This is a genomic window from Stutzerimonas sp. (assembly GCF_982611455.1).
Genome location: NZ_CEXBBO010000015.1, coordinates 87,822 through 106,788, shown reverse-complemented (window position 1 = coordinate 106,788; position 18,967 = coordinate 87,822). Strand labels below are relative to the sequence as shown.

General features: G+C 56.3%; 21 protein-coding genes and 1 tRNA gene. 16 read left to right on the top strand and 6 right to left on the bottom strand.

Features of this window, described 5'->3' with window-relative positions; genetic code table 11:
• Positions 1 to 154: 154 nt before the first annotated feature.
• Complete coding sequence (locus tag AC2LD7_RS11440; protein ID WP_255978699.1) at positions 155 to 481, bottom strand: Arc family DNA-binding protein; 327 nt, start codon at positions 479 to 481, stop codon at positions 155 to 157.
• A gap of 218 nt (positions 482 to 699) precedes the next feature.
• Positions 700 to 882, bottom strand: coding sequence for a PA3371 family protein (locus AC2LD7_RS11435; protein ID WP_484597849.1), 183 nt, complete (start codon positions 880 to 882; stop codon positions 700 to 702).
• Positions 883 to 1,424: 542 nt separating this feature from the next.
• Here AC2LD7_RS11435 and AC2LD7_RS11430 point away from each other — a divergent pair.
• A tRNA-Arg gene (locus AC2LD7_RS11430) sits at positions 1,425 to 1,501 on the top strand.
• A 173-nt stretch (positions 1,502 to 1,674) separates the two neighbouring features.
• Here AC2LD7_RS11430 and AC2LD7_RS11425 read toward each other — a convergent pair.
• From AC2LD7_RS11425 to flgA, 4 genes are all read right to left on the bottom strand, one after another.
• Positions 1,675 to 2,424, bottom strand: a complete 750-nt coding sequence (locus AC2LD7_RS11425) for a flagellar brake protein (protein WP_484597848.1) — start codon at positions 2,422 to 2,424, stop codon at positions 1,675 to 1,677.
• Positions 2,425 to 2,502: 78 nt separating this feature from the next.
• Positions 2,503 to 2,973 carry a flagella synthesis protein FlgN gene (locus AC2LD7_RS11420; RefSeq protein WP_484597855.1) on the bottom strand — a complete coding sequence of 157 codons (471 nt, stop codon included), beginning with the start codon at positions 2,971 to 2,973 and terminating at the stop codon, positions 2,503 to 2,505.
• 47 nt (positions 2,974 to 3,020) lie between these two features.
• Positions 3,021 to 3,356, bottom strand: a complete 336-nt coding sequence (flgM, locus tag AC2LD7_RS11415; RefSeq protein ID WP_484597847.1) for a flagellar biosynthesis anti-sigma factor FlgM — start codon at positions 3,354 to 3,356, stop codon at positions 3,021 to 3,023.
• Positions 3,357 to 3,461: 105 nt separating this feature from the next.
• Positions 3,462 to 4,202, bottom strand: coding sequence for a flagellar basal body P-ring formation chaperone FlgA (gene flgA / locus AC2LD7_RS11410; protein ID WP_484597846.1), 741 nt, complete (start codon positions 4,200 to 4,202; stop codon positions 3,462 to 3,464).
• 95 nt (positions 4,203 to 4,297) lie between these two features.
• Between flgA and AC2LD7_RS11405 the strand changes: the two genes are divergently transcribed.
• The 15 genes from AC2LD7_RS11405 to AC2LD7_RS11335 all read left to right on the top strand — a co-directional run bounded on the left by AC2LD7_RS11405 (position 4,298) and on the right by AC2LD7_RS11335 (position 18,869).
• Positions 4,298 to 5,230: a chemotaxis protein CheV gene (locus AC2LD7_RS11405; protein WP_484597845.1), complete on the top strand. Its 933-nt coding sequence runs from the start codon at positions 4,298 to 4,300 to the stop codon at positions 5,228 to 5,230.
• Positions 5,231 to 5,266: 36 nt separating this feature from the next.
• Positions 5,267 to 6,091 (top strand): CheR family methyltransferase, encoded by an 825-nt coding sequence (locus AC2LD7_RS11400; RefSeq protein ID WP_484597854.1) that lies wholly within the window; start codon positions 5,267 to 5,269, stop codon positions 6,089 to 6,091.
• A 225-nt stretch (positions 6,092 to 6,316) separates the two neighbouring features.
• A complete protein-coding gene (gene flgB, locus AC2LD7_RS11395) occupies positions 6,317 to 6,721 on the top strand; it encodes a flagellar basal body rod protein FlgB (protein WP_484597844.1) in 405 nt (134 codons plus the stop codon).
• 15 nt (positions 6,722 to 6,736) lie between these two features.
• Complete coding sequence (gene flgC / locus AC2LD7_RS11390; protein WP_484597843.1) at positions 6,737 to 7,180, top strand: flagellar basal body rod protein FlgC; 444 nt, start codon at positions 6,737 to 6,739, stop codon at positions 7,178 to 7,180.
• A gap of 18 nt (positions 7,181 to 7,198) precedes the next feature.
• The gene (gene flgD / locus AC2LD7_RS11385) at positions 7,199 to 7,882 is read left to right on the top strand and encodes a flagellar hook assembly protein FlgD (protein WP_484597842.1); all 684 of its coding nucleotides are present in this window, start codon (positions 7,199 to 7,201) and stop codon (positions 7,880 to 7,882) included.
• A gap of 31 nt (positions 7,883 to 7,913) precedes the next feature.
• A complete protein-coding gene (gene flgE, locus AC2LD7_RS11380; RefSeq protein ID WP_484597841.1) occupies positions 7,914 to 9,203 on the top strand; it encodes a flagellar hook protein FlgE in 1,290 nt (429 codons plus the stop codon).
• Between the two features lie 195 nt (positions 9,204 to 9,398).
• Positions 9,399 to 10,139, top strand: a complete 741-nt coding sequence (gene flgF, locus AC2LD7_RS11375) for a flagellar basal-body rod protein FlgF (protein WP_484597840.1) — start codon at positions 9,399 to 9,401, stop codon at positions 10,137 to 10,139.
• 46 nt (positions 10,140 to 10,185) lie between these two features.
• On the top strand, positions 10,186 to 10,971 hold the full coding sequence (gene flgG, locus AC2LD7_RS11370; protein ID WP_025241209.1) for a flagellar basal-body rod protein FlgG: 786 nt from the start codon (positions 10,186 to 10,188) through the stop codon (positions 10,969 to 10,971).
• A 28-nt stretch (positions 10,972 to 10,999) separates the two neighbouring features.
• A complete protein-coding gene (gene flgH / locus AC2LD7_RS11365) occupies positions 11,000 to 11,695 on the top strand; it encodes a flagellar basal body L-ring protein FlgH (protein ID WP_484597839.1) in 696 nt (231 codons plus the stop codon).
• Positions 11,696 to 11,707: 12 nt separating this feature from the next.
• Positions 11,708 to 12,811: a flagellar basal body P-ring protein FlgI gene (locus AC2LD7_RS11360; RefSeq protein WP_484597838.1), complete on the top strand. Its 1,104-nt coding sequence runs from the start codon at positions 11,708 to 11,710 to the stop codon at positions 12,809 to 12,811.
• 10 nt (positions 12,812 to 12,821) lie between these two features.
• Complete coding sequence (flgJ, locus tag AC2LD7_RS11355; RefSeq protein ID WP_484597837.1) at positions 12,822 to 14,006, top strand: flagellar assembly peptidoglycan hydrolase FlgJ; 1,185 nt, start codon at positions 12,822 to 12,824, stop codon at positions 14,004 to 14,006.
• Between the two features lie 2 nt (positions 14,007 to 14,008).
• Positions 14,009 to 15,997 carry a flagellar hook-associated protein FlgK gene (gene flgK, locus AC2LD7_RS11350; protein ID WP_484597836.1) on the top strand — a complete coding sequence of 663 codons (1,989 nt, stop codon included), beginning with the start codon at positions 14,009 to 14,011 and terminating at the stop codon, positions 15,995 to 15,997.
• Positions 15,998 to 16,008: 11 nt separating this feature from the next.
• Positions 16,009 to 17,274 (top strand): flagellar hook-associated protein FlgL, encoded by a 1,266-nt coding sequence (gene flgL, locus AC2LD7_RS11345; protein ID WP_484597835.1) that lies wholly within the window; start codon positions 16,009 to 16,011, stop codon positions 17,272 to 17,274.
• A gap of 128 nt (positions 17,275 to 17,402) precedes the next feature.
• Positions 17,403 to 17,720 carry a ComEA family DNA-binding protein gene (locus tag AC2LD7_RS11340; protein WP_484597834.1) on the top strand — a complete coding sequence of 106 codons (318 nt, stop codon included), beginning with the start codon at positions 17,403 to 17,405 and terminating at the stop codon, positions 17,718 to 17,720.
• A 681-nt stretch (positions 17,721 to 18,401) separates the two neighbouring features.
• Positions 18,402 to 18,869 carry a YkvA family protein gene (locus AC2LD7_RS11335; protein WP_484597833.1) on the top strand — a complete coding sequence of 156 codons (468 nt, stop codon included), beginning with the start codon at positions 18,402 to 18,404 and terminating at the stop codon, positions 18,867 to 18,869.
• Positions 18,870 to 18,967 lie beyond the last annotated feature (98 nt).

The window sequence follows — 18,967 nt, the reverse complement described above, 5'->3', positions numbered from 1 at the left end:
TTTTCAGTCGGCAGAACAGCCTCTACTGGGTCAGTTTTCGGTCAGCGGCAACACATCAGGGACCAAAACGACAAACGCCCCGACCGAGATCGAGGCGTTTACGACAATATTTCCGCAGGCTGGCAATCCTAGGCGAACCGTCTACCCCGGGCGGTCAGTCTTCTTCTTTTGCGGCTTCGGTGTCTTGTGCAATCAGGGCGATAAGAGCGTTCTGCTGGCGATGGGCAAGCTGACGGAAACGTTGAAGCAGCTCGCGCTCGTGGAGCGTCAGTTCGGGACTATCCAGGCGCATATTTAAATCATCATCGAGCGCGCCTTCTTGCAGAAGGCTCTGCTCCAAACGGGCAATGATTTCTGAGTTCATGCTGCGATGATGGTTGCGCGCAACCTCAGCGATACGCTCACGCATTCCGTCGGGTAGCCGAACCACGAATTTGTCAGCCGTGCGGCTGGAATAAACTGCCTGCTTCATAGGGCGCATATTAAACCGGTTAGTCAGGTGGGCGATGGTGGCTTATTGCCGTTCTAGTCACCGGTCTGACAACCAAACAGCACTCGCTGTTCCACGACCTGTAAAAAAGATACTAGGCGGCTTAATGACGCCAATTATACGGCGACAATGAAGCGAGTAAAGGTGCCGTGCTATCAAAATGCCTTTACTTGTGATCTACCTCTGATCTTTTCGCTTCAACCGGCTTTTTAGCGAAGTACGGGATCAAATTTGATACGACGACCGACCAGCAGGGACACCGCAAATAACATCCCAAAAAGCATCGCACCACCGTCAGCGACAATTTCCCAAGCATCGGAAAGGTCAGCACCGACACTCAGCGCTCCACAAGCGATGCTGAGTAAAAAGAACACGAAAGCATAAATCGACATTTCCTTATCTCCCTGATTACCTTCGACGACAAAAAACTCTCTTTAAAAGACCCAGCGATGTGATTGGTCGGGTGTGCTCATTTCTATATTGCTAATGGTTTTGATCGGAGTCGGTGACCGCTGAATGCTCGAAGAGCGAATTTGATTCGGTACGGTTGTGGCTGATGAGCGATCCATGCCAAGCGTCATGTCTTCCAACAGAGTTACAGCGAAAAAAGCCAGAACGGTGGTACTGAATAAGTAAGCTGGGCGTGGCATCGGCGTCTCTTTGCGTAATGGTTAGCTAGACTTAAGCATTCAATGTGCCAGCTTTTTTTAATCTAAAAATCCCTTTGATTTCAATAACTTAGTTTTATGTGTTTGAAATTTGTAATTGCGCTTTGCATGCTTTGCTAATGTTATTCGTGCATTTTGCATTGTAATGTTTCGACTGCTAACGGCGCGGCTGGGTTCGGTCTTGCCCAGCGCAGGGCGGGGATGGCGCTCACCGCGCGCATGACAAATGCGTGCGGGCTCGCTAACATGCTGCGCCCGCCTAGTACGTCCCAGTAGCTCAATTGGATAGAGCATCCCCCTCCTAAGGGGAAGGTTGTGAGTTCGAACCTCGCCTGGGACGCCAGCTCTTCACTTCAATGTCGTTGATGCGTTTTCGCATGGAATAGGCATTGACCACATTGACGTTCCGGGGCTCGTCAGCGTGCCAGCTCGGCTAATTGAAAGTGGCTAGCGGGCGAGGCTAGCTGTCAGCGAGTTCCGTAAGGATGTGCAGCGGCGCGTTCGATTATCTAAATATCAACTGAAGCGATCATCCGCCTGGTCGCGACGTGCTTCGCGTTGAAGTTGATAGACGAATCGTTCGATCTGGCGCTGCGTCAGGCCGCTAATACGGTAGAAACGCATGCCGCAGAAGGTTACGTCGAGCTTTTCATCGAAGACGAGGTGTCGTAGTTCGGCTGCGGTTGTGATGGTGCCGAAAGGCAGCTTGGCGGAAAGCTGTTCATAGACGCGACCAGTCTGCAGGCCGCTTTGTACATCTCCCTGGAAGCTCAGCTTGCAACCGGTTGCCGACATATCCAGCAGCTTGCCTTCCAATGGCTTTTTGATTGTCTTACCGCTTAGCGCGGCACCGATAGGCTGCCCTATCAATGGGGCGCGGTAGGCGTTGCGACGCTGGTGGTAGAGAATTTGGTCAGGTAGCTGAGCCCAATAGCAGCGCGCATCGTCCAACTCGCCGAGGTGTATCGGATGGTTGTTGTTCCAAGCGATGCGCACGCCCTCATAGAAACCTTCGACATGGAACGACTCGCCGGAAAGCATCAGCCGCTCGCCGTCACTGGGTATCAGCTCGTCGAATGCAATCCAGCCCTTCTCCCGGTTTACCTCCACCAGAAAAGTCTGATAGCGCTGGCTACGTTCGGCGAAGCGGACCAGTAATGGAATGTGGTTATCCAGAAGAGTCCGCAGGTTGGCATGAACCTCAACCGCAGTTTTGAGGATTTGGGGAGGCTGGGGGCCTTCTTCCTCTAGAAAAGGGTTAGACACTTTGCGCTGCTCTCCGGCACATAACGAACATCAGCCGCATAATAGCATTTTGCCTCTATTTGGCTGCGTATTTGTGCTTCAAGCCTGGCTAAGCGGGCGATGATGCGCGCTTTTTGCGGCAGCGCCTCGGCGATCGTACAAGTCCGGCGTCTGATTGCTGCCCTGCAATAGCTGCAGCATGCTGCCAACTGCGCTCTGGTTCGCGCGGATAAGTTTGCCGTTGCGCTCATTGGAGCTTCGGCAGGCCTCAAGAACGGCATCGAGCTGTTCTGCCTGGGCCATGATTTCCTGAGCTGCTTTGGAATCTGCGACAAACTCCATTAAGCCGCTCCGGTCAGCGCTGAGCTGTGCCTTTGTAAGCGTCTGGCTGCGGAGGGTGCCATGTTGCCCCAGCAGTGCCAGTAGCGCCTGCTTCTGCGTGAGTAAATGTTCCAGGCCCGAAAGGTCGCGCTCGGCAAGTGCCTGGTACTCGGCATTGGTGAGCTTAAGAAGTTTTCGGGCAGTGCCGATATCTTCAATGAGCTGCTGAAGCAATTCTGTATCTTGCATAGTGGCCTCTGACGCGTGACGCTTGGCTACCATTTATCGCCAAGGCTTCAACGCTGGCTTTCGAACGCTAGCAGCTTCGATGCTACTCGCTGATTATCTACCTGATAGCTTCCATCGGCGATGGCTTGCTTGATCTGAGCTACACGCTCCTGATCGACGGAGGGTTGCTGATTCAGCTTTTCCGTTGCCTGTTGCAGACGCTGCGCTTCAGGGCTCAGCTGAACGCTCTCGCCGGATACCGGTGCGCTGTCAGTCGTGCTTTTGGCCGCATCAGCCGTTGGGTTCTGCTGGACTGCCGGACGCTCAGTGTTCTGGACGCTACTGTTGCGCCCGGCACTCGGTGGAGTGGCGGCGCTATTTGGCCGGTTGAAATCGATAACCATGATCGAAACCTCGAATAAGTCAGGACGCTTGCCTGCTTTTCGGCAAAGCCGCTGGAAACTTTAGTTTTTTTTCGGTGGACGGGTGCGCCACTAACATCGGTCGCCCTACATCGCCACTTTTACCTGACCTGGGCCGGTTACTCGAGCCTTGATCACTCGCCCGGATCGTTGGTTTTTGACCCTGATCTGGCTTCCAAGTGCGCCGTCGGACAAAGCTTCTCCTGGCATTCTCACATTTATCGTCGAGTTTTTCGCGCTGATTACCACTTGGTCGCCTTTATGCACCACTTCTGCAAGCGAAACAGAGCTGGGTGGAAGCACCTGATCGGGAAGCGCGCTACGGGTGAGTTTGTTACCGAGCACCTGATCGAATGTCGTCAGATAGCCCTGGGACAGCAGGCTCACGTCCCGTTCGGCAAGCATGACGTCAGCTTGTTCAAGAATGCTTTCGCGCTTCAATGGCCGTCTCGCGACTATCACCTCACGGAACAAATGAACCTGTGCGGGGACGAAAACGGACCAGGGCGCGGAGCCCTCGCAGCTGACCCGCACAGTGGTGCGACCGACCGGCTGTGCCGGGCTTTCGAGTTCGGTCGTCAAAGGCTGATCGCATGCCCCCAGACGCAAGCGCGGATCGAGTCTGTTGACTTCGATCTGGTGGCGAGCCTGGATTTGGCTACGCTGCAAGTAGTCGCTCACTTCGAGCTCAAGAAACCCACGGGTCGCGTCGATAAGCTGTTCGGGCAGTGTCACGGTTGCCGAATAGGCAAGCTGGCTCAGCCCGCATAAAGCCGGTAAAAGGATTGCGCTGCAAAAGGCTTTGCAAGGTCGCCGGAAAAAAGTCATCTGTTCGCTCATGGCAGATAAGAAGCAAGGGGCGTGCCGTTACGTCCCGGGTCATGACGTCTGAATGCCCATCTCGCAAGCAAGAGGAAACTGGCATGGCCGGTGTATTGGATTCGGTTAACCAGCGTACCCAACTGGTCGGGCAAAACCGTCTGGAGTTGTTGTTGTTCCGTTTGGATGGCAAGCAGCTCTATGGCATCAACGTATTCAAGGTCAAAGAGGTGCTGCAATGCCCCCGGCTGACCATCATGCCCCGGTCGAGCCCGGTTGTTCGCGGAGTTGCGAATATACGAGGCAGCACGCTTTCCATCCTTGATCTCTCTCTGGCGACTAAAAAACCGGCGCTGCAGGATCTCACTAACAGCTTTGCAGTCATTGTCGAATACAACACCAAGGTGCTCGGTTTTCTGGTGCGCTCCGTAGAGCGGATCGTCAATATGAACTGGGAGGACATCCTTCCACCTCCTAAAGGCGTAGGGAGCGATCATTATTTGACGGCTGTGACGCATGTCGATGATCAGATGGTCGAGATTGTCGATGTGGAGAAGGTGCTGGCCGAGGTGGCGCCTGTTTCGGAGCTGTTATCGGTCAGCATCGCGGACGAGGAAACCCATGCCAAGGCGTCGTCCAGCCGCGTCCTGGTCGTTGATGATTCCTCCGTTGCGCGAAAGCAGATAATCCGTTGTCTACAGAATCTGGGTATCGAGGCAGTCGCGCAGAACGATGGTCGCCAGGCGCTGAACTATCTGAAGGGGCTCGTTGCTGACGGCAAGAAGCCATCCGAGGAATTCGTAATGATGATTTCCGACATCGAGATGCCAGAGATGGACGGCTATACACTTACGACCGAGGTTCGTCAGGATCCGGTCATGTGTGATATGCATATTCTGCTGCATACATCGCTTTCCGGCGTGTTCAACCAGAGCATGGTCAAGCGCGTCGGAGCGAATGATTTCCTCGCCAAATTCCGTCCAGACGATCTGGCTAATCGAGTAATAGAGCGTATCCGAGCTGCGGACGGAAACTGAGGCGTGGCCTCTCAATTGACTGGTGGGGCATTATTAGTGTCAGGTGATCCAGATTTCGATCAGTTCCGAATATTTCTAGAGAAGACTTGCGGCATCCTTCTGGGCAGCAACAAGCAGTACCTGGTGGCCAGTCGGCTCAACAAGCTGATGGAGCAGCAAGGGCTCAAGAGCTTGGGGGATCTAGTCAGGAAAATTCAGGCTCAGCCACGTAGCGGTCTGCGCGAGCAGGTCGTCGATGCGATGACAACCAACGAAACGCTCTGGTTTCGCGATACTTATCCGTTCGAAGTCCTCAAGGGTCGTGTTCTGCCGGAGCTACTGAAAAGTGCAGCGGGTCAGCGCTTGCGTATATGGTCGGCGGCCTGTTCGTCGGGGCAGGAACCATACTCGCTGTCGATGACGATCGACGAATACGAACGCAACAGTCCTAACCAGTCGAAACCGGCGGTTCAGATAGTCGCCACTGAGCTTTCCGGCGCCATGCTTGCGGCATGCAAGGCGGCCGAGTATGACAGCCTGGCGATCGCACGAGGTTTGTCGAGTGATCGTTTACAACGCTACTTCGACGTCAAGACGCCAGGTCGCTGGGCAGTCAAGGTGCCGATCCGCAGCCGAGTGGAGTTTCGCGTGCAAAACCTTCTCGACAGCTATGCCGTGCTGGGTAAATTCGACGTGGTCTTCTGCCGGAATGTGCTCATCTATTTTTCCGCAGATGTGAAGAAAGACATTCTCAAACGCATCCATGCCACGCTCAAACCTGGCGGCTATCTATTCCTTGGCGCCTCCGAGGCGCTCAACGGCTTGCCTGAGCTGTATCAGATGGTCCAGTGCAGTCCGGGTATCATCTACAAGGCCAAATAAGCGTCGGTCATCGAGTCGCGCGACGTGTTCGGTACAGCGAGGCGGCGGCAGAAATCTGTCGGAACCGGTGAGCAGGGCGGCAAAAACATGGAAAAGCTTTGCCGCTTTTGACGCGAAATTGATTCTCTTCTCATAAAAATTCCTTATTTTCAATGACTTAATTAAATGGCACGGCCTTTGCTGCTGGTTTGCTAGGCAGACTTGTATCCGGCAGAGGGCCAGATCATGAGCATCAGTTTCGACAAGGCACTTGGCATTCACGAAAAGGCGCTCGGCTTCCGCGCTCAGCGCGCCGAAGTGCTCGCCAACAACATCACCAACGCCGACACGCCCAACTACAAGGCGCGCGATCTGGAATTCAGCGCCGTTCTCGCTGCGCAGAACAGCAAGAATCAGGGCGGATTTGGTCTTAGCGTCACGAGTAGCAAGCACATCGCCGCTGAGGGAATGGAAATTGCCGATCCGGGCCTGCGCTTTCGTACGCCGGCGCATGCGTCGCTGGATCAAAACACCGTCGATGCTCAAGTCGAACAAGCGGCTTATGCCGAGAATGCCATCGACTTCCAGGCAAGCTTTACCTTGCTCAATAGTAAGTTCAGGGGGCTGATGAGCGCCCTGCGCGGCGAATAAAAAGGAGCGAAGCCCATGTCCCTTAGCAGCGTATTCAACATCGCCGGCAGCGGCATGAGTGCCCAGAGCACTCGCCTCAACACCATCTCCAGCAACATTGCCAACGCCGAGACCGTTTCGTCCAGCGTTGACCAGACCTATCGCGCTCGACATCCGGTTTTCGCCACCATGCTGCAGCAAGCCAATGGTGATCCGAATCAATCGCTCTTCGCTGACCAGGATCAGGCCGGTGCCGGCGTCCAAGTGCTCGGCGTAGTGGAAGACCAGAGCGAGTTGCAGGCCCGTTACGAGCCTAACCATCCGGCGGCGAACGCAGAGGGCTACGTGTACTACCCGAACGTCAACGTGGTGGAAGAAATGGCCGACATGATCTCGGCCAGTCGTTCGTTCCAAACCAATGCCGAGCTGATGAATACGGCCAAAACCATGCTGCAAAAAGTTCTGACCCTGGGCCAGTAACCCTTACGAGAGATTGCCATGAGCACTACAGGCGGCGTCAGCGGTACCGGTTCGGTACTCGATCAATATCAGTTCAACAACGACCGCGAGGTCAAAAGCAACGATCTCGGCAAAAACGAGTTTCTTGAGCTGCTGGTCACTCAGTTGAACAACCAGAACCCACTGGAGCCTCAGGAGAACGGTGAGTTCATTGCCCAGCTGGCGCAGTTCAGCACAGTGGAAGGTGTCGAGAAGCTGAACTCCAGCATGGAAACCATGCTGTCGGGTTATCAGTCTTCGCAAGCACTTCAGGCGTCTTCGCTGGTCGGTCGCAAGGTGATCGTGCCGACAGACAAGGCGGTGGTCGATACCAGCGAGACCTTCAAGGCGAGCCTCGTGCTACCAACCACTAGCAGCAACGTATCGGTGAACGTCTATGACAGCGCCGGTACGGTGGTCAACCGGATCAACATGGGTCAGCAGGAGGCCGGCAACGTTTCGTTCATGTGGGATGGCAAGGATTCGAGCGGCAACAGCTTGCCGCCGGGAACCTACCGATTCGAAGCACAAGCCACCTACGAAGGTGAGACCAAGGGCCTTTATACCTTACTGCCCGCCAACGTAGACAGCGTCACTCTCGGACAGAACGGCGGGGAGCTTATGCTCAATCTGGCCGGTGTTGGCAGCATCGGGCTGTCGCAAGTTCAGGTCATCGGTCAGTAACTGCCGGCGCGCCCGGTAACAGGAGCAATTCATGTCGTTCAATATCGGCCTCAGCGGCATGCGTGCCGCCAGCAAAGACCTCAATGTGACGGGTAACAACATCGCTAACGCCGGGACTGCAGGCTTCAAGCAGTCGCGCGCGGAGTTTGCCGATGTATATGCCTCGTCCGTGCTCGGGACTGGCAAGAATCCGCAGGGGAGCGGCGTTCTGCTTGCCAACGTGTCTCAGCAGTTCAACCAGGGCAATATCAACTACACCCAGAACGCGCTGGATTTGGCGATCAATGGAAACGGCTTCTTCCAGGTCAGCAATAACGGCGCGCTGAGTTACACGCGTGCAGGTTATTTTGGTACCGACAAAGAAGGTAATCTGGTCGATAACTTCGGCTATAACCTTCAGGGGTACTCGGTTGACGGTAACGGCAACATTCAGACCGGCCAGGTAAGTGATCTGAAGATTCAGACCGCCAGTCAGGAGCCGAAGGCGACATCGCAGATCACGCAGGGCTTCAACCTCAACTCGACCAACAACCCGCCTGCCAATACGCCCTTCGATCCTGCGGATCCGTTGAGCTACAGCTCGTCGACGTCAACGAATATCTATGACGAGCAAGGTAACGCGCATGTCATGACCCAGTATTTCGTAAAAAGCTCGACAGCTAATACCTGGCAGATGAATGTGTTAATCGACGGACGCAACCCGCAGACGCCTACGGATCCGATAAACGGGGCCACACCAAGCTCGATTACTCTTGAGTTCAGTCCGTCTGGCAGCTTAGTCACGCCGGCCAATGGCAGCATGGCGATAGCGGGATGGCAGCCAGCCGTGGAAAACAGTGATGGCACCTGGTCATTGAACAACGCGGCGCCGGCGACAGGGTTGGATATGACCTTGGATATGCGCGGGTCAACGCAGTACGCCAGTTCATTCGCCGTCAACCAAGTCAGCCAGGATGGCTATACCACGGGCGAGCTGGCAGGACTTGAAATTAGCGAAACCGGTGAAATATTTGCCCGCTACACCAACGGCCAATCCAAGGTTCAAGGGCAGATCATTTTGGCTAATTTCGCCAATGTTCAAGGCTTGACGCCGGTAGGTAAAACTCAGTGGGTGCAGTCCTTCGAATCGGGTGAGCCGGTTCGCAACCCGCCGGGTAGTGGAACGCTCGGCTCATTGCAGGCTGGCGCTCTGGAAGACTCCAACGTCGAGCTATCGGACCAGCTGGTCAACCTGATCGTCGCTCAGCGCAACTACCAGGCGAACGCTAAAACCATCGAAACCGAAAGCGCAATTACCCAGACGATTATCAATCTGCGCTGATCATTTAGCTGCGACGGCAATCGTCGCATGGCGGGATTCTGCCGCTTCGTTGTCTTTAAGGCCCTTCGGGGCCTTTTATTTTTGTGGATTTCTTTATAGATCAGCGAGTTACCGTGTTTTTTAGGCGTTGGCATGCGCATTGCTTTCTAAAGCTTTATAGATAGCAAGCGTCAATTCCCGCGTCTCGGAGGTTCGATGGACAAGATGCTCTATGTGGCAATGACGGGTGCGAGCCAGAACGCTCGCGCGCAGCAGGCCCATGCCAACAACCTGGCGAATATCTCGACTACCGGCTTCCGTCGTGACTTTGAGCAGGCACGGTCGATGCAGGTCTTCGGCGACAGTTTTCCGGCACGCGTATATGCCATGACGGAGCGGCCCGGGACGGATTTCAGCTCGGGCACGTTGCAGGAAACGGGTCGGGATCTGGACGTGGCAGTTGAAGGCGACGGCTGGATCGCGGTGCAAGCGCCTGATGGCAGCGAAGCTTACGCCCGGACCGGCAGCCTCAATATCGACACCTTGGGCATGCTGCGGACCGGCGACGGTTTGCCGGTGCTCGGCAATGCCGGACCGATTGCCGTGCCGCCAGAAGAGAAGGTAGAGATCGGCGCCGACGGGTCCATCAGTATTCGAGCGCTTGGCGAGGATCCGAACGTGGTGGTGACGGTAGACCGCCTCAAACTGGTCAACCCCGATCCGAAGCAATTGGGGAAGGGCACCGATGGCCTTATCCGCATGAAAGATGGACAGCCCGTCGAGGCAGACGCCGCGGTACGCGTGACGTCCGGCTTTCTCGAGGCGAGCAATGTCAACGCGGTGGCGGAGATGACTTCGATGCTGGCGCTGTCCAGGCAGTTCGAGCTTCACGTGAAGATGATGCGCACCGCTGAAGAAGATGGTGCCGCTGCGGCCCGAGTCTTGCAGATCAGCTAAGTAAACAACGCGCTGCGCCCGAATATCGGCGCACGAGGAGAAGAACATGCTTCCAGCACTTTGGGTGAGTAAGACCGGTTTGTCCGCCCAGGACATGAACCTGACCACCATTTCCAACAACCTGGCCAACGTTTCTACTACGGGCTTCAAGAAGGACCGTGCAGAATTTCAGGATCTGCTTTATCAGATTCGCCGGCAGCCGGGTGGCCAATCGACCCAGGACAGCGAGCTTCCTTCCGGTCTTCAGTTGGGTACGGGTGTGCGCATCGTTGGCACGCAGAAGCAGTTCACCGCGGGTAGCTTGCAAACCACCGAACAGCCGCTCGATATGGCGATCAATGGCCGGGGTTTCTTTCAGGTCTTGCTGCCTGACGGCACCGTTTCGTACTCGCGTGACGGTAGCTTTCACCTGAACGCCGATGGCCAGATCGTGACGTCCAACGGGTACGCGCTGGAGCCGGCGATCGTCGTGCCGCCGGAAACCCAGACCTTCACTGTGGGCGAGGATGGAACTGTTTCCGTAACCACGCTCGGTAACCCGGCGCCGCAGATCATCGGCAATCTGCAGACCGCTGACTTCGTCAATCCGGCCGGCCTGCAGGCGATGGGCAGCAACCTGTTCCTGGAAACCGCCGCCAGCGGCGCGCCACAGGTCAGCACGCCCGGCCTCAACGGACTGGGTACCGTGCTGCAGAACACTCTTGAAAACTCCAACGTCAGCGTGGTCGAGGAGCTGGTGAACATGATCACCACTCAGCGCGCCTATGAAATGAACTCCAAAGTCATTTCTACGGCCGATCAGATGCTGTCCTTTGTCACCCAGCAGCTGTAACAACATCAGCCGCTGGATTGAGGTGAATATGCGCCGCTTGTTGACTGCCCTTCCGCTGATGTCAGCCGTGATTCTGTCCGGTTGCGTGGCACCAGCACCGAAGGCCAATGATCCCTATTACGCGCCGGTGCTGCCGCGTACGCCGCTACCGGCTGCGCAGAACAATGGCGCTATTTATCAAGCGGGTTTCGAGACCAATCTCTATGACGATCGGAAGGCCTATCGGGTCGGTGACATCATCACCATCACGCTCAATGAAAGGACCCAGGCGAGCAAGAACTCCAACTCGAAGATATCCAAGGACAGCAGCGCCAATATCGGTCTCGGGTCGCTGTTTGGTGGTGCCGTTTCGATGGCCAACCCACTAACGGGCAACAGCATGAGCCTGGGCGCCGAGTACGAAGCGGCACGTGACACCTCCGGTTCCGGTCAGGCGGGGCAGAGCAACAGCCTCTCCGGTTCGATCACCGTTACCGTGTCCGATGTGCTGCCCAACGGCATTCTGGCGATTCGCGGTGAAAAGTGGATGACGCTCAACACTGGCGACGAACTGGTGCGCATTGCTGGTTTGGTGCGCTCGGATGATATCGCCACCGACAACACCGTGCCGTCGACGCGCATCGCCGATGCCCGCATCACTTATTCGGGTACCGGCGCCTTCGCCGATGCCAGCCAGCCTGGTTGGCTGGACCGTTTCTTCATCAGCCCGTTGTGGCCGTTCTAAGCAGGTGCAGGCATGAAACTGTTCAGCTCGATCGTCGTTGCCTTACTCTGCTGGGTAGTCATCCCGGCTCAAGCCGAGCGGCTCAAGGACATCGCGACCATTCAGGGCGTTCGTAGCAACCAGCTGATCGGCTACGGCCTAGTGGTAGGTTTGAATGGCAGTGGTGACCAAACCACGCAAACGCCGTTCACGGTGCAGACCTTCAACAACATGATGGCGCAGTTTGGTATCAAGGTACCGACGGGCGGCAATGTTCAGCTGAAGAACGTCGCGGCCGTGTCCATTCATGCGGATCTGCCACCTTTCGCCAAACCGGGCCAGACGATCGATATCACTGTGTCGTCGATCGGTAACGCCAAGAGTTTGCGCGGCGGCAGCCTGCTGATGGCACCGCTCAAGGGTATCGACGGCAACGTCTACGCCATCGCCCAGGGCAACCTGGTAGTCGGTGGCTTTGATGCGGGCGGCGCGGATGGCTCGCGCATTACCGTCAACATTCCGTCTGCGGGCCGTATCCCCGGTGGCGCAACCGTCGAGCGGCCTGTGCCGAGCGCTTTCAATCAGGGCAACACGCTGACCCTGAACCTCAATCGTCCAGATTTCACCACCGCTAAGAATATCGTCGACCATATCAATGAGCTGCTGGGCCCAGGCGTAGCACAGGCGCTTGATGGTGGTTCGGTGAGCGTCAGCGCGCCTTTGGATCCGAGCCAACGCGTCGATTATCTGTCGATCCTGGAAAATCTCGAGGTCGATGTCGGCCAGGCCGTCGCTAAAGTCATTATCAATTCGCGTACCGGCACCATTGTCATCGGGCAAAACGTGCGTGTGCAGCCGGCCGCGGTGACCCACGGCAGTCTTACCGTGACCATCTCCGAAGACCCGCAGGTCAGCCAGCCGAATCCGCTGTCGGATGGACAGACTGTGGTCGTACCCAATTCCACGGTCAAGGCGGAGCAGGAAGCCAAACCAATGTTCAAGTTCGGTCCGGGTACCACGCTTGATGAAATCGTTCGGGCAGTGAACCAGGTGGGCGCAGCGCCCAGCGACCTGATGGCCATTCTCGAGGCGCTCAAGCAAGCCGGTGCGTTGCAAGCCGACCTGATCGTGATTTGAGGACGACGAGATGGAAAATCGACTGGGAATTGGCCGACGCACGCCTGACAGCGGTAGCTACTCTGACCTGAATCGTCTGAATCAGCTCAAGGTGGGCAAGGACCGTGACGGCGCGGAGAACGTGCGCAAGGTCGCTCAAGAGTTCGAGTCTTTGTTCATCAACGAAATGCTCAAGTCGATGCGCTCGGCCACCGACGTCATGTCCAAGGACAATCCGTTCAACAGCCAGGCCAGCAAGCAATACCAAGACATGCACGACCAGCAATTGTCGGTCACCCTTTCCAAAGAGGGTGGCGGTATCGGTCTGGCCGACGTTCTGATTCGGCAGCTGAGCAAGCTGCAGGAACCCAGCGAAAAACCCAACCCGTTCGGCCAGGTCGCGCAGACCGCTGGTGCCAAGTGGGCAAGCAATCCTAACGCCGCCGTGGCGCCGGTAGACCCAGCGAGAAATGATTCGCAGCTGCTCAACCAGCGACGTCTGGCGCTGCCTGGCAAACTTGCGGAGCGTCCATCCGCCGAGGTTGCAACAAAGAATTCCGAGGTCGAACAGGCGGGCAAGCCGCAGCCGCTGGTGAACCTTGACTGGAAACCTGCGACCGCCTTCGCTGCGCCCCAAGATGCACCGCTAATCGTCAACGGCGTCGAGGCGACGGTGCCGAGCGCACCGAGCAAGACGCGTTTCAGCTCGCCGGATGAATTCATCGCAACCATGCTGCCTATGGCTGAAAAGGCGGCCAAGCGTCTCGGCGTTGAGCCACGTTTCCTGGTGGCACAGGCCGCACTGGAAACCGGTTGGGGCAAATCGATGATTCGCCAGAAGGACGGCAGCAACAGCCACAACCTGTTCGGCATCAAGGCTAACGGCTGGGATGGAGAATCCACCCGGGTGAAAACCACCGAATACGTCAACGGTAAGGCAACCAAGCAGATGGCTGGCTTCCGCGCTTACGACTCGTTCGAGCAGAGCTTCAACGATTACGTCCGTTTGCTGGAAAACAACGACCGCTACCAGTCGGCTATCCAGGTCGCGAGCACTTCCGGCGACTCGGAGCGCTTCGTCAACGAGTTGCAACGAGCTGGTTACGCAACCGACCCACATTACGCGAGCAAGATCAACCAGATCGCCCGCAAAGTGCAGACCTACCAGACAATCGCCGACGCGAGTTCGGCTCCCGCCATGCGGACTAGAGGCTAATCATGGCTGACCTACTGAATATTGGCCTGTCAGGCCTGAGCGCGAGCAAAAGCCAGCTGTCCATCACGGGCCACAACATCAGCAACGTCAATACTCCCGGCTACAGCCGCCAGGATGCATCCCAGGCTACCCGTACACCGCAGTTCAGCGGCGCGGGCTACGTGGGTTCGGGTACGACGCTGGTAGAAATCCGCCGTACGTATAGCGAGTTCCTAACGAGCCAGCTGCGCAGCAGTACCTCATTGAGCAGCGACGTCGAATCTTACAAAAGCCAGATCGATCAGCTCGACTCCTTGCTCGCAGGCAGCACGACGGGCATTACGCCTTCTCTGCAGAAATTTTTCTCGGCGCTGCAGACGGCGGCAGAAGATCCGGCCAATATTCCGGCACGCCAACTTGTACTGGCGGAAGCGGAAGGGCTGGCGCGTCGATTCAATACCGTTTCCGATCGGCTGACCGAACAGAACAGCTTCACCAACAAACAGATGGCGGCGGTCACCGATCAGGTCAATCGTCTAGCTGGAACGATCGGCAGCCTCAACCAGGCCATTGCGACCGCTTCTGCCAACGGCAAGCAACCCAATGACTTGCTCGATTCACGGGACGAGGCAGTGCGGCAGCTTTCCACCTATATAGGCATTACCGTCGTACCGCAGGACGACAACAGTTTCAACATCTCGGTAGGCACCGGGCAGCCGCTGGTGGTAGGCAATACCGTCAGCAAGTTGGAAGTCGTGCCCGGACAAAGCGATCCCAATCGTCACGAGATACAGTTCGTCAGCGGCGGCTCGCGCCAAGGTATTACCTCGCAAATCACCGGAGGTGAGCTGGGTGGTTTGATTCGTTACCGCGAAGAAGTATTGGACTCTACGATGAATTCGCTCGGCAGGTTAGCGCTTGCCGTAAGTGATCAGGTCAACTCGCAGCAAACCCAGGGCCTGGACCTGAAAGGAGAGGTCGGTGCAGCGCTGTTCGGTGATTTCAATGCCGCCTCGCTGATGGACCTGCGCGCGACGCCATTCAGCGGAAATACTTCGGCAGCTGATGCGTCACTCAAGATCACCGACACCGGCAGCCTGACCCTCAGCGACTATCGTCTGGAGTTCGACGGCACCAATTATTCCGCAAGACGCTTGAGCGACTCTGCCAGCATTACCGTTACGCCCAATGCCGGACCACCGGCTTATCTGAGCTTTGCCGACAGCGCTGGCAATGATCAGGGCTTTACAGTCGGAATTAGCGGCACGCCGCAGGCTGGGGACAAGTTCTCGTTACAACCAACCAGGCGCGGCGCGACCGACATCAAATCGGTTCTAGACCAGGCTGATCAGCTTGCATTCGCCGCACCGGTGCAGGCGCAAAGTAACTTACAGAACGCTGGCACTGGCGTTATCAGCCAGCCGGAAACTTCTGAGTCGATCGATATAGCTGCGCTGAAAGCGGCGCTTCCGGCTGATATCACCTTGACTTATAACAGCGGCAGCCCTCCAACCATTAGTGGTGCCGGTGTCTCCCAGCTAAGTCCTGCTGAATTCACCCCAGGGCAAACCAATGAGTTGTCTATCACCATTGATGGCAATAGCTTCACTTTCACCGTCAGCGGGCGCCCTCAGGACGGAGACACGTTCACCATTGGATTCAATCAGAATGGCGTTTCGGATAACCGCAACGCGCTGAAGATGGTCGACTTACAGTCCAGTCCGACAGTTGGGGTCGATGCGAATGTTCCCGGTTCAGGAAAAAGCTTTACCGATGGCTATGGAGAGCTGGTTGAGCGCGTAGGAACGTTGACTGCCCAGGCGCGGATGGACAGCGAAGCGACGGGCGCGATTCTCAAGCAAGCCACCGATAACCGGGACTCGCTCTCGGCCGTGAATCTCGACGAGGAAGCCGCCAACCTGATCAAGTTCGAGCAGTACTACAACGCCTCGGCACAGATCATTCAAGTTGCCCGCTCCTTGTTCGATACATTGATCAGCACCTTCAGGTAACAGGCCCGCCCATGCGCATCTCGACCTTGCAAGCATTCAATAATGGCGTTAATGGCATTCAGCGAAACTATGCCAACGCAACGCGGACACAGGAGCAGATCAGCACCGGGAACCGCATCCTTACGCCAGCGGACGATCCAGTTGCATCGGTACGCCTACTGCAATTGGAGCAGCAGCAGAGTGTGCTGGGTCAGTACAACGACAACCTGACGGCTGCCAAGAACAGCCTGACCCAGGAAGAAGTAACGCTGAACTCGGTCAACACCGTGCTTCAGCGTGTTCGGGAACTGGCCGTGCAGGCCGGCAACGGTGCGCTCGATCCGCAGGACCGCAAGGCCATTGCTGCCGAACTGGGTGAGCGTGAGGATGAACTCCTCTCGTTGATGAATACGCGCAATGCACGCGGCGAGTATCTGTTTTCTGGCTTTCAGGGCAAGACGCAGCCTTTTGTGCGCAGCGCGGACGGAAGCTACAGCTACGTTGGTGACGAAGGTCAACGCAATTTGCAAATTGCGAGCTCGTTGAACATACCCATTAGCGACAATGGCAAATCAATCTTTGAAAACGTCACCAACGCGGGTCGTTTGCAGACTGCTTTCGACAACACGCTTACACCTGGTTCGACACTTGGTGTCTCTGCTCCACTGATACAGGACGAAGTTGCTTTTGCGGGAACTCCGTCGTTTCCGGCTGCAGGTATCGGTGTCCGCTTTACGTCCGAGACGGACTACGTAATCTATGACCTCAATGCCCCCCCAGCAGATCCTTCTGACCTGGCTGACCCGCTGATCCTTGCGTCGGGCAAACTAGACAGTGATTCGGGTCGGAGCGACGAACTAGTGTTCCGCGGTGTTGCCTTGCAGCTTGATGGGGCTGCCGTCGGTGGAGAGACCGCCAGCGTCACGCTTACTCCAGATTCAAACAAGCAGGGCTTGCTTAACACTATCGCCGGACTGAGAAAAGCGCTGGAAGAACCGGGAGTCGCCAGTAACGGCGTACGCGACGCGGTGGCCGTAGCTCTGACGAATTTGGACCATGGCATGGTCAGCGTCGACGCAGCGCGCGGCAATATCGGTGCGCGGCTGAACACGATCGAGACTACGCAAACGGACAACGAAGATGTCACGCTGGTCAATAAAGGCGTCCAGGCCGATCTGCGCGAAGTGGACTACGCCGAGGCATTATCCCGGTTGTCCATGCAGACTGTTGTACTCGAGGCAGCGCAGCAGAGCTACGTGAAGATTGCCGGTCTGAGCCTGTTCAACGCTATGCGATAAGTCGTCCAGCGGGGCGTGGGTCACAGAACCGACGCCGCGATTTGACTTGCCAGTGTTGCGGCTTAAAGTGTCGATGCGGCGCATGGAGTACCGCGCCGGAATTCCGACACTCAAAGGGACGTGAACAAATGACCAAGTCTTTTCTCTCCGCAGCGGTCTTCGCACTGCTCGCCAGCATCTCCACCGGCAGCTACGCTGCCAAAGCTCAACCTGCCGTCGAACCAGTAAACGTTGCGGTAGCCGAAGCTGTGGCAGTTAACCTCAACGCGGCCGACGCCGAGACCCTGACTCGTGAGCTCAAAGGGATCGGAGCGACCAAGGCCAAAGCCATCGTTGAATATCGTGAAGCACATGGCCCATTCAGTTCGGTCGACGAGTTGCTGGAAGTCAAAGGCATCGGCGCGGCCACTCTGGAAAAGAACCGAGCTAAGCTGAGCATTAACTGATCAGGCGAGCCAGCGATAAAAGACCGGTCTTTCGACCGGTTTTTTATTTTAAGCGTTACCTCACTGATAATTCCTAGCTACTCGACCGCTGCGAGACGGGCTACGAACGTTTGGGTCTGTTCCCGTTTTGCTGCGAGCCGCGCTGCTTCGCTAAATGATTCAGGCCGGGCGGCGTTCAGCAAGGCAGCTTCCGCCCCTGGCGAGCTTTTGGGCATTCACTCCATCACAGAGATCGCTCGGGGCGCCGGTATTGGTTATTCCCTTGCCAAGTTTGCAGCGTCGCATGGCTCCGTTGCGGCCACGACGAAACGGGAACAGCCCTTGAGTAGTGCGAACGTAGCCGGTGCTGGCGTTGTCCCTGTTAGAACGTCAGGAGGGTTTTTTCTATACCCGTTGACGCCGAAATCGCCTTAGAAAAACGTTGACATGTTACGGTTATGCACATTCTGAGGTCGGCGCACCGCAAGCTTGTACCGTCGTTGATTTTGTTTGCCGTTAAATTTTTAACTTATTGTTTTTTAAAGATTTTGTTGGGGTGAGCAAAAACTCGTCGATCTGTTTGCAACCCGCATCAGGCGGGCGTTTGAGGCAGTCATCCAGAATCTGTTCACAAGGTTATCCACAGGTTTTGTGGATAAGCCGCTAGACCCAAACATGGCGGGCCTTTGAGAGAGGTTACAGATGAAAGCACCTTGGAAATTCATGAAATATTTGCCGCTCGCACAGCGTGTTCTCGCCCATGGGCGGCTACCAGCGGTACTCATTGCCGTTGCGCGTAAGAGTTCATCTCGAGGTGGGCTCATCAAAGGGCTCAGGGAAGACTTAGGTTTGCTTCAAGCGTTATGCGTTGCATGGTGGAAGGGCGAGTACCGATCGGTTAGCAGGCCGGCGTTGGTAGCTGCCGTTGCCGGGCTGCTGTACTTCCTATCGCCTTTGGACGCCATTCCAGACTGGCTCCCAGGACTTGGATTCATTGATGACCTGGCGGTCCTCGGCTGGGTGATGCGCCAATGGTCTGGTGAGCTGCAGGCATTCCGCGCCTGGCGAGACAATCAATCGGCTGATGTGCAGGCGGAGATCGATAGCCTACCAGCGTCGGATGAGCCCATGGGCGAGGATGTCAGCGGGGCGCGCCGCAGCCGAACGTGAGGCGATACGACGGGAATTAATCCTTTAGTGCGCTTAAGTGCGCGCTTCCCTTTCACTCCTTAGTGCGGTCTCTTTGGCTAAAAAACCATACGCAGGCT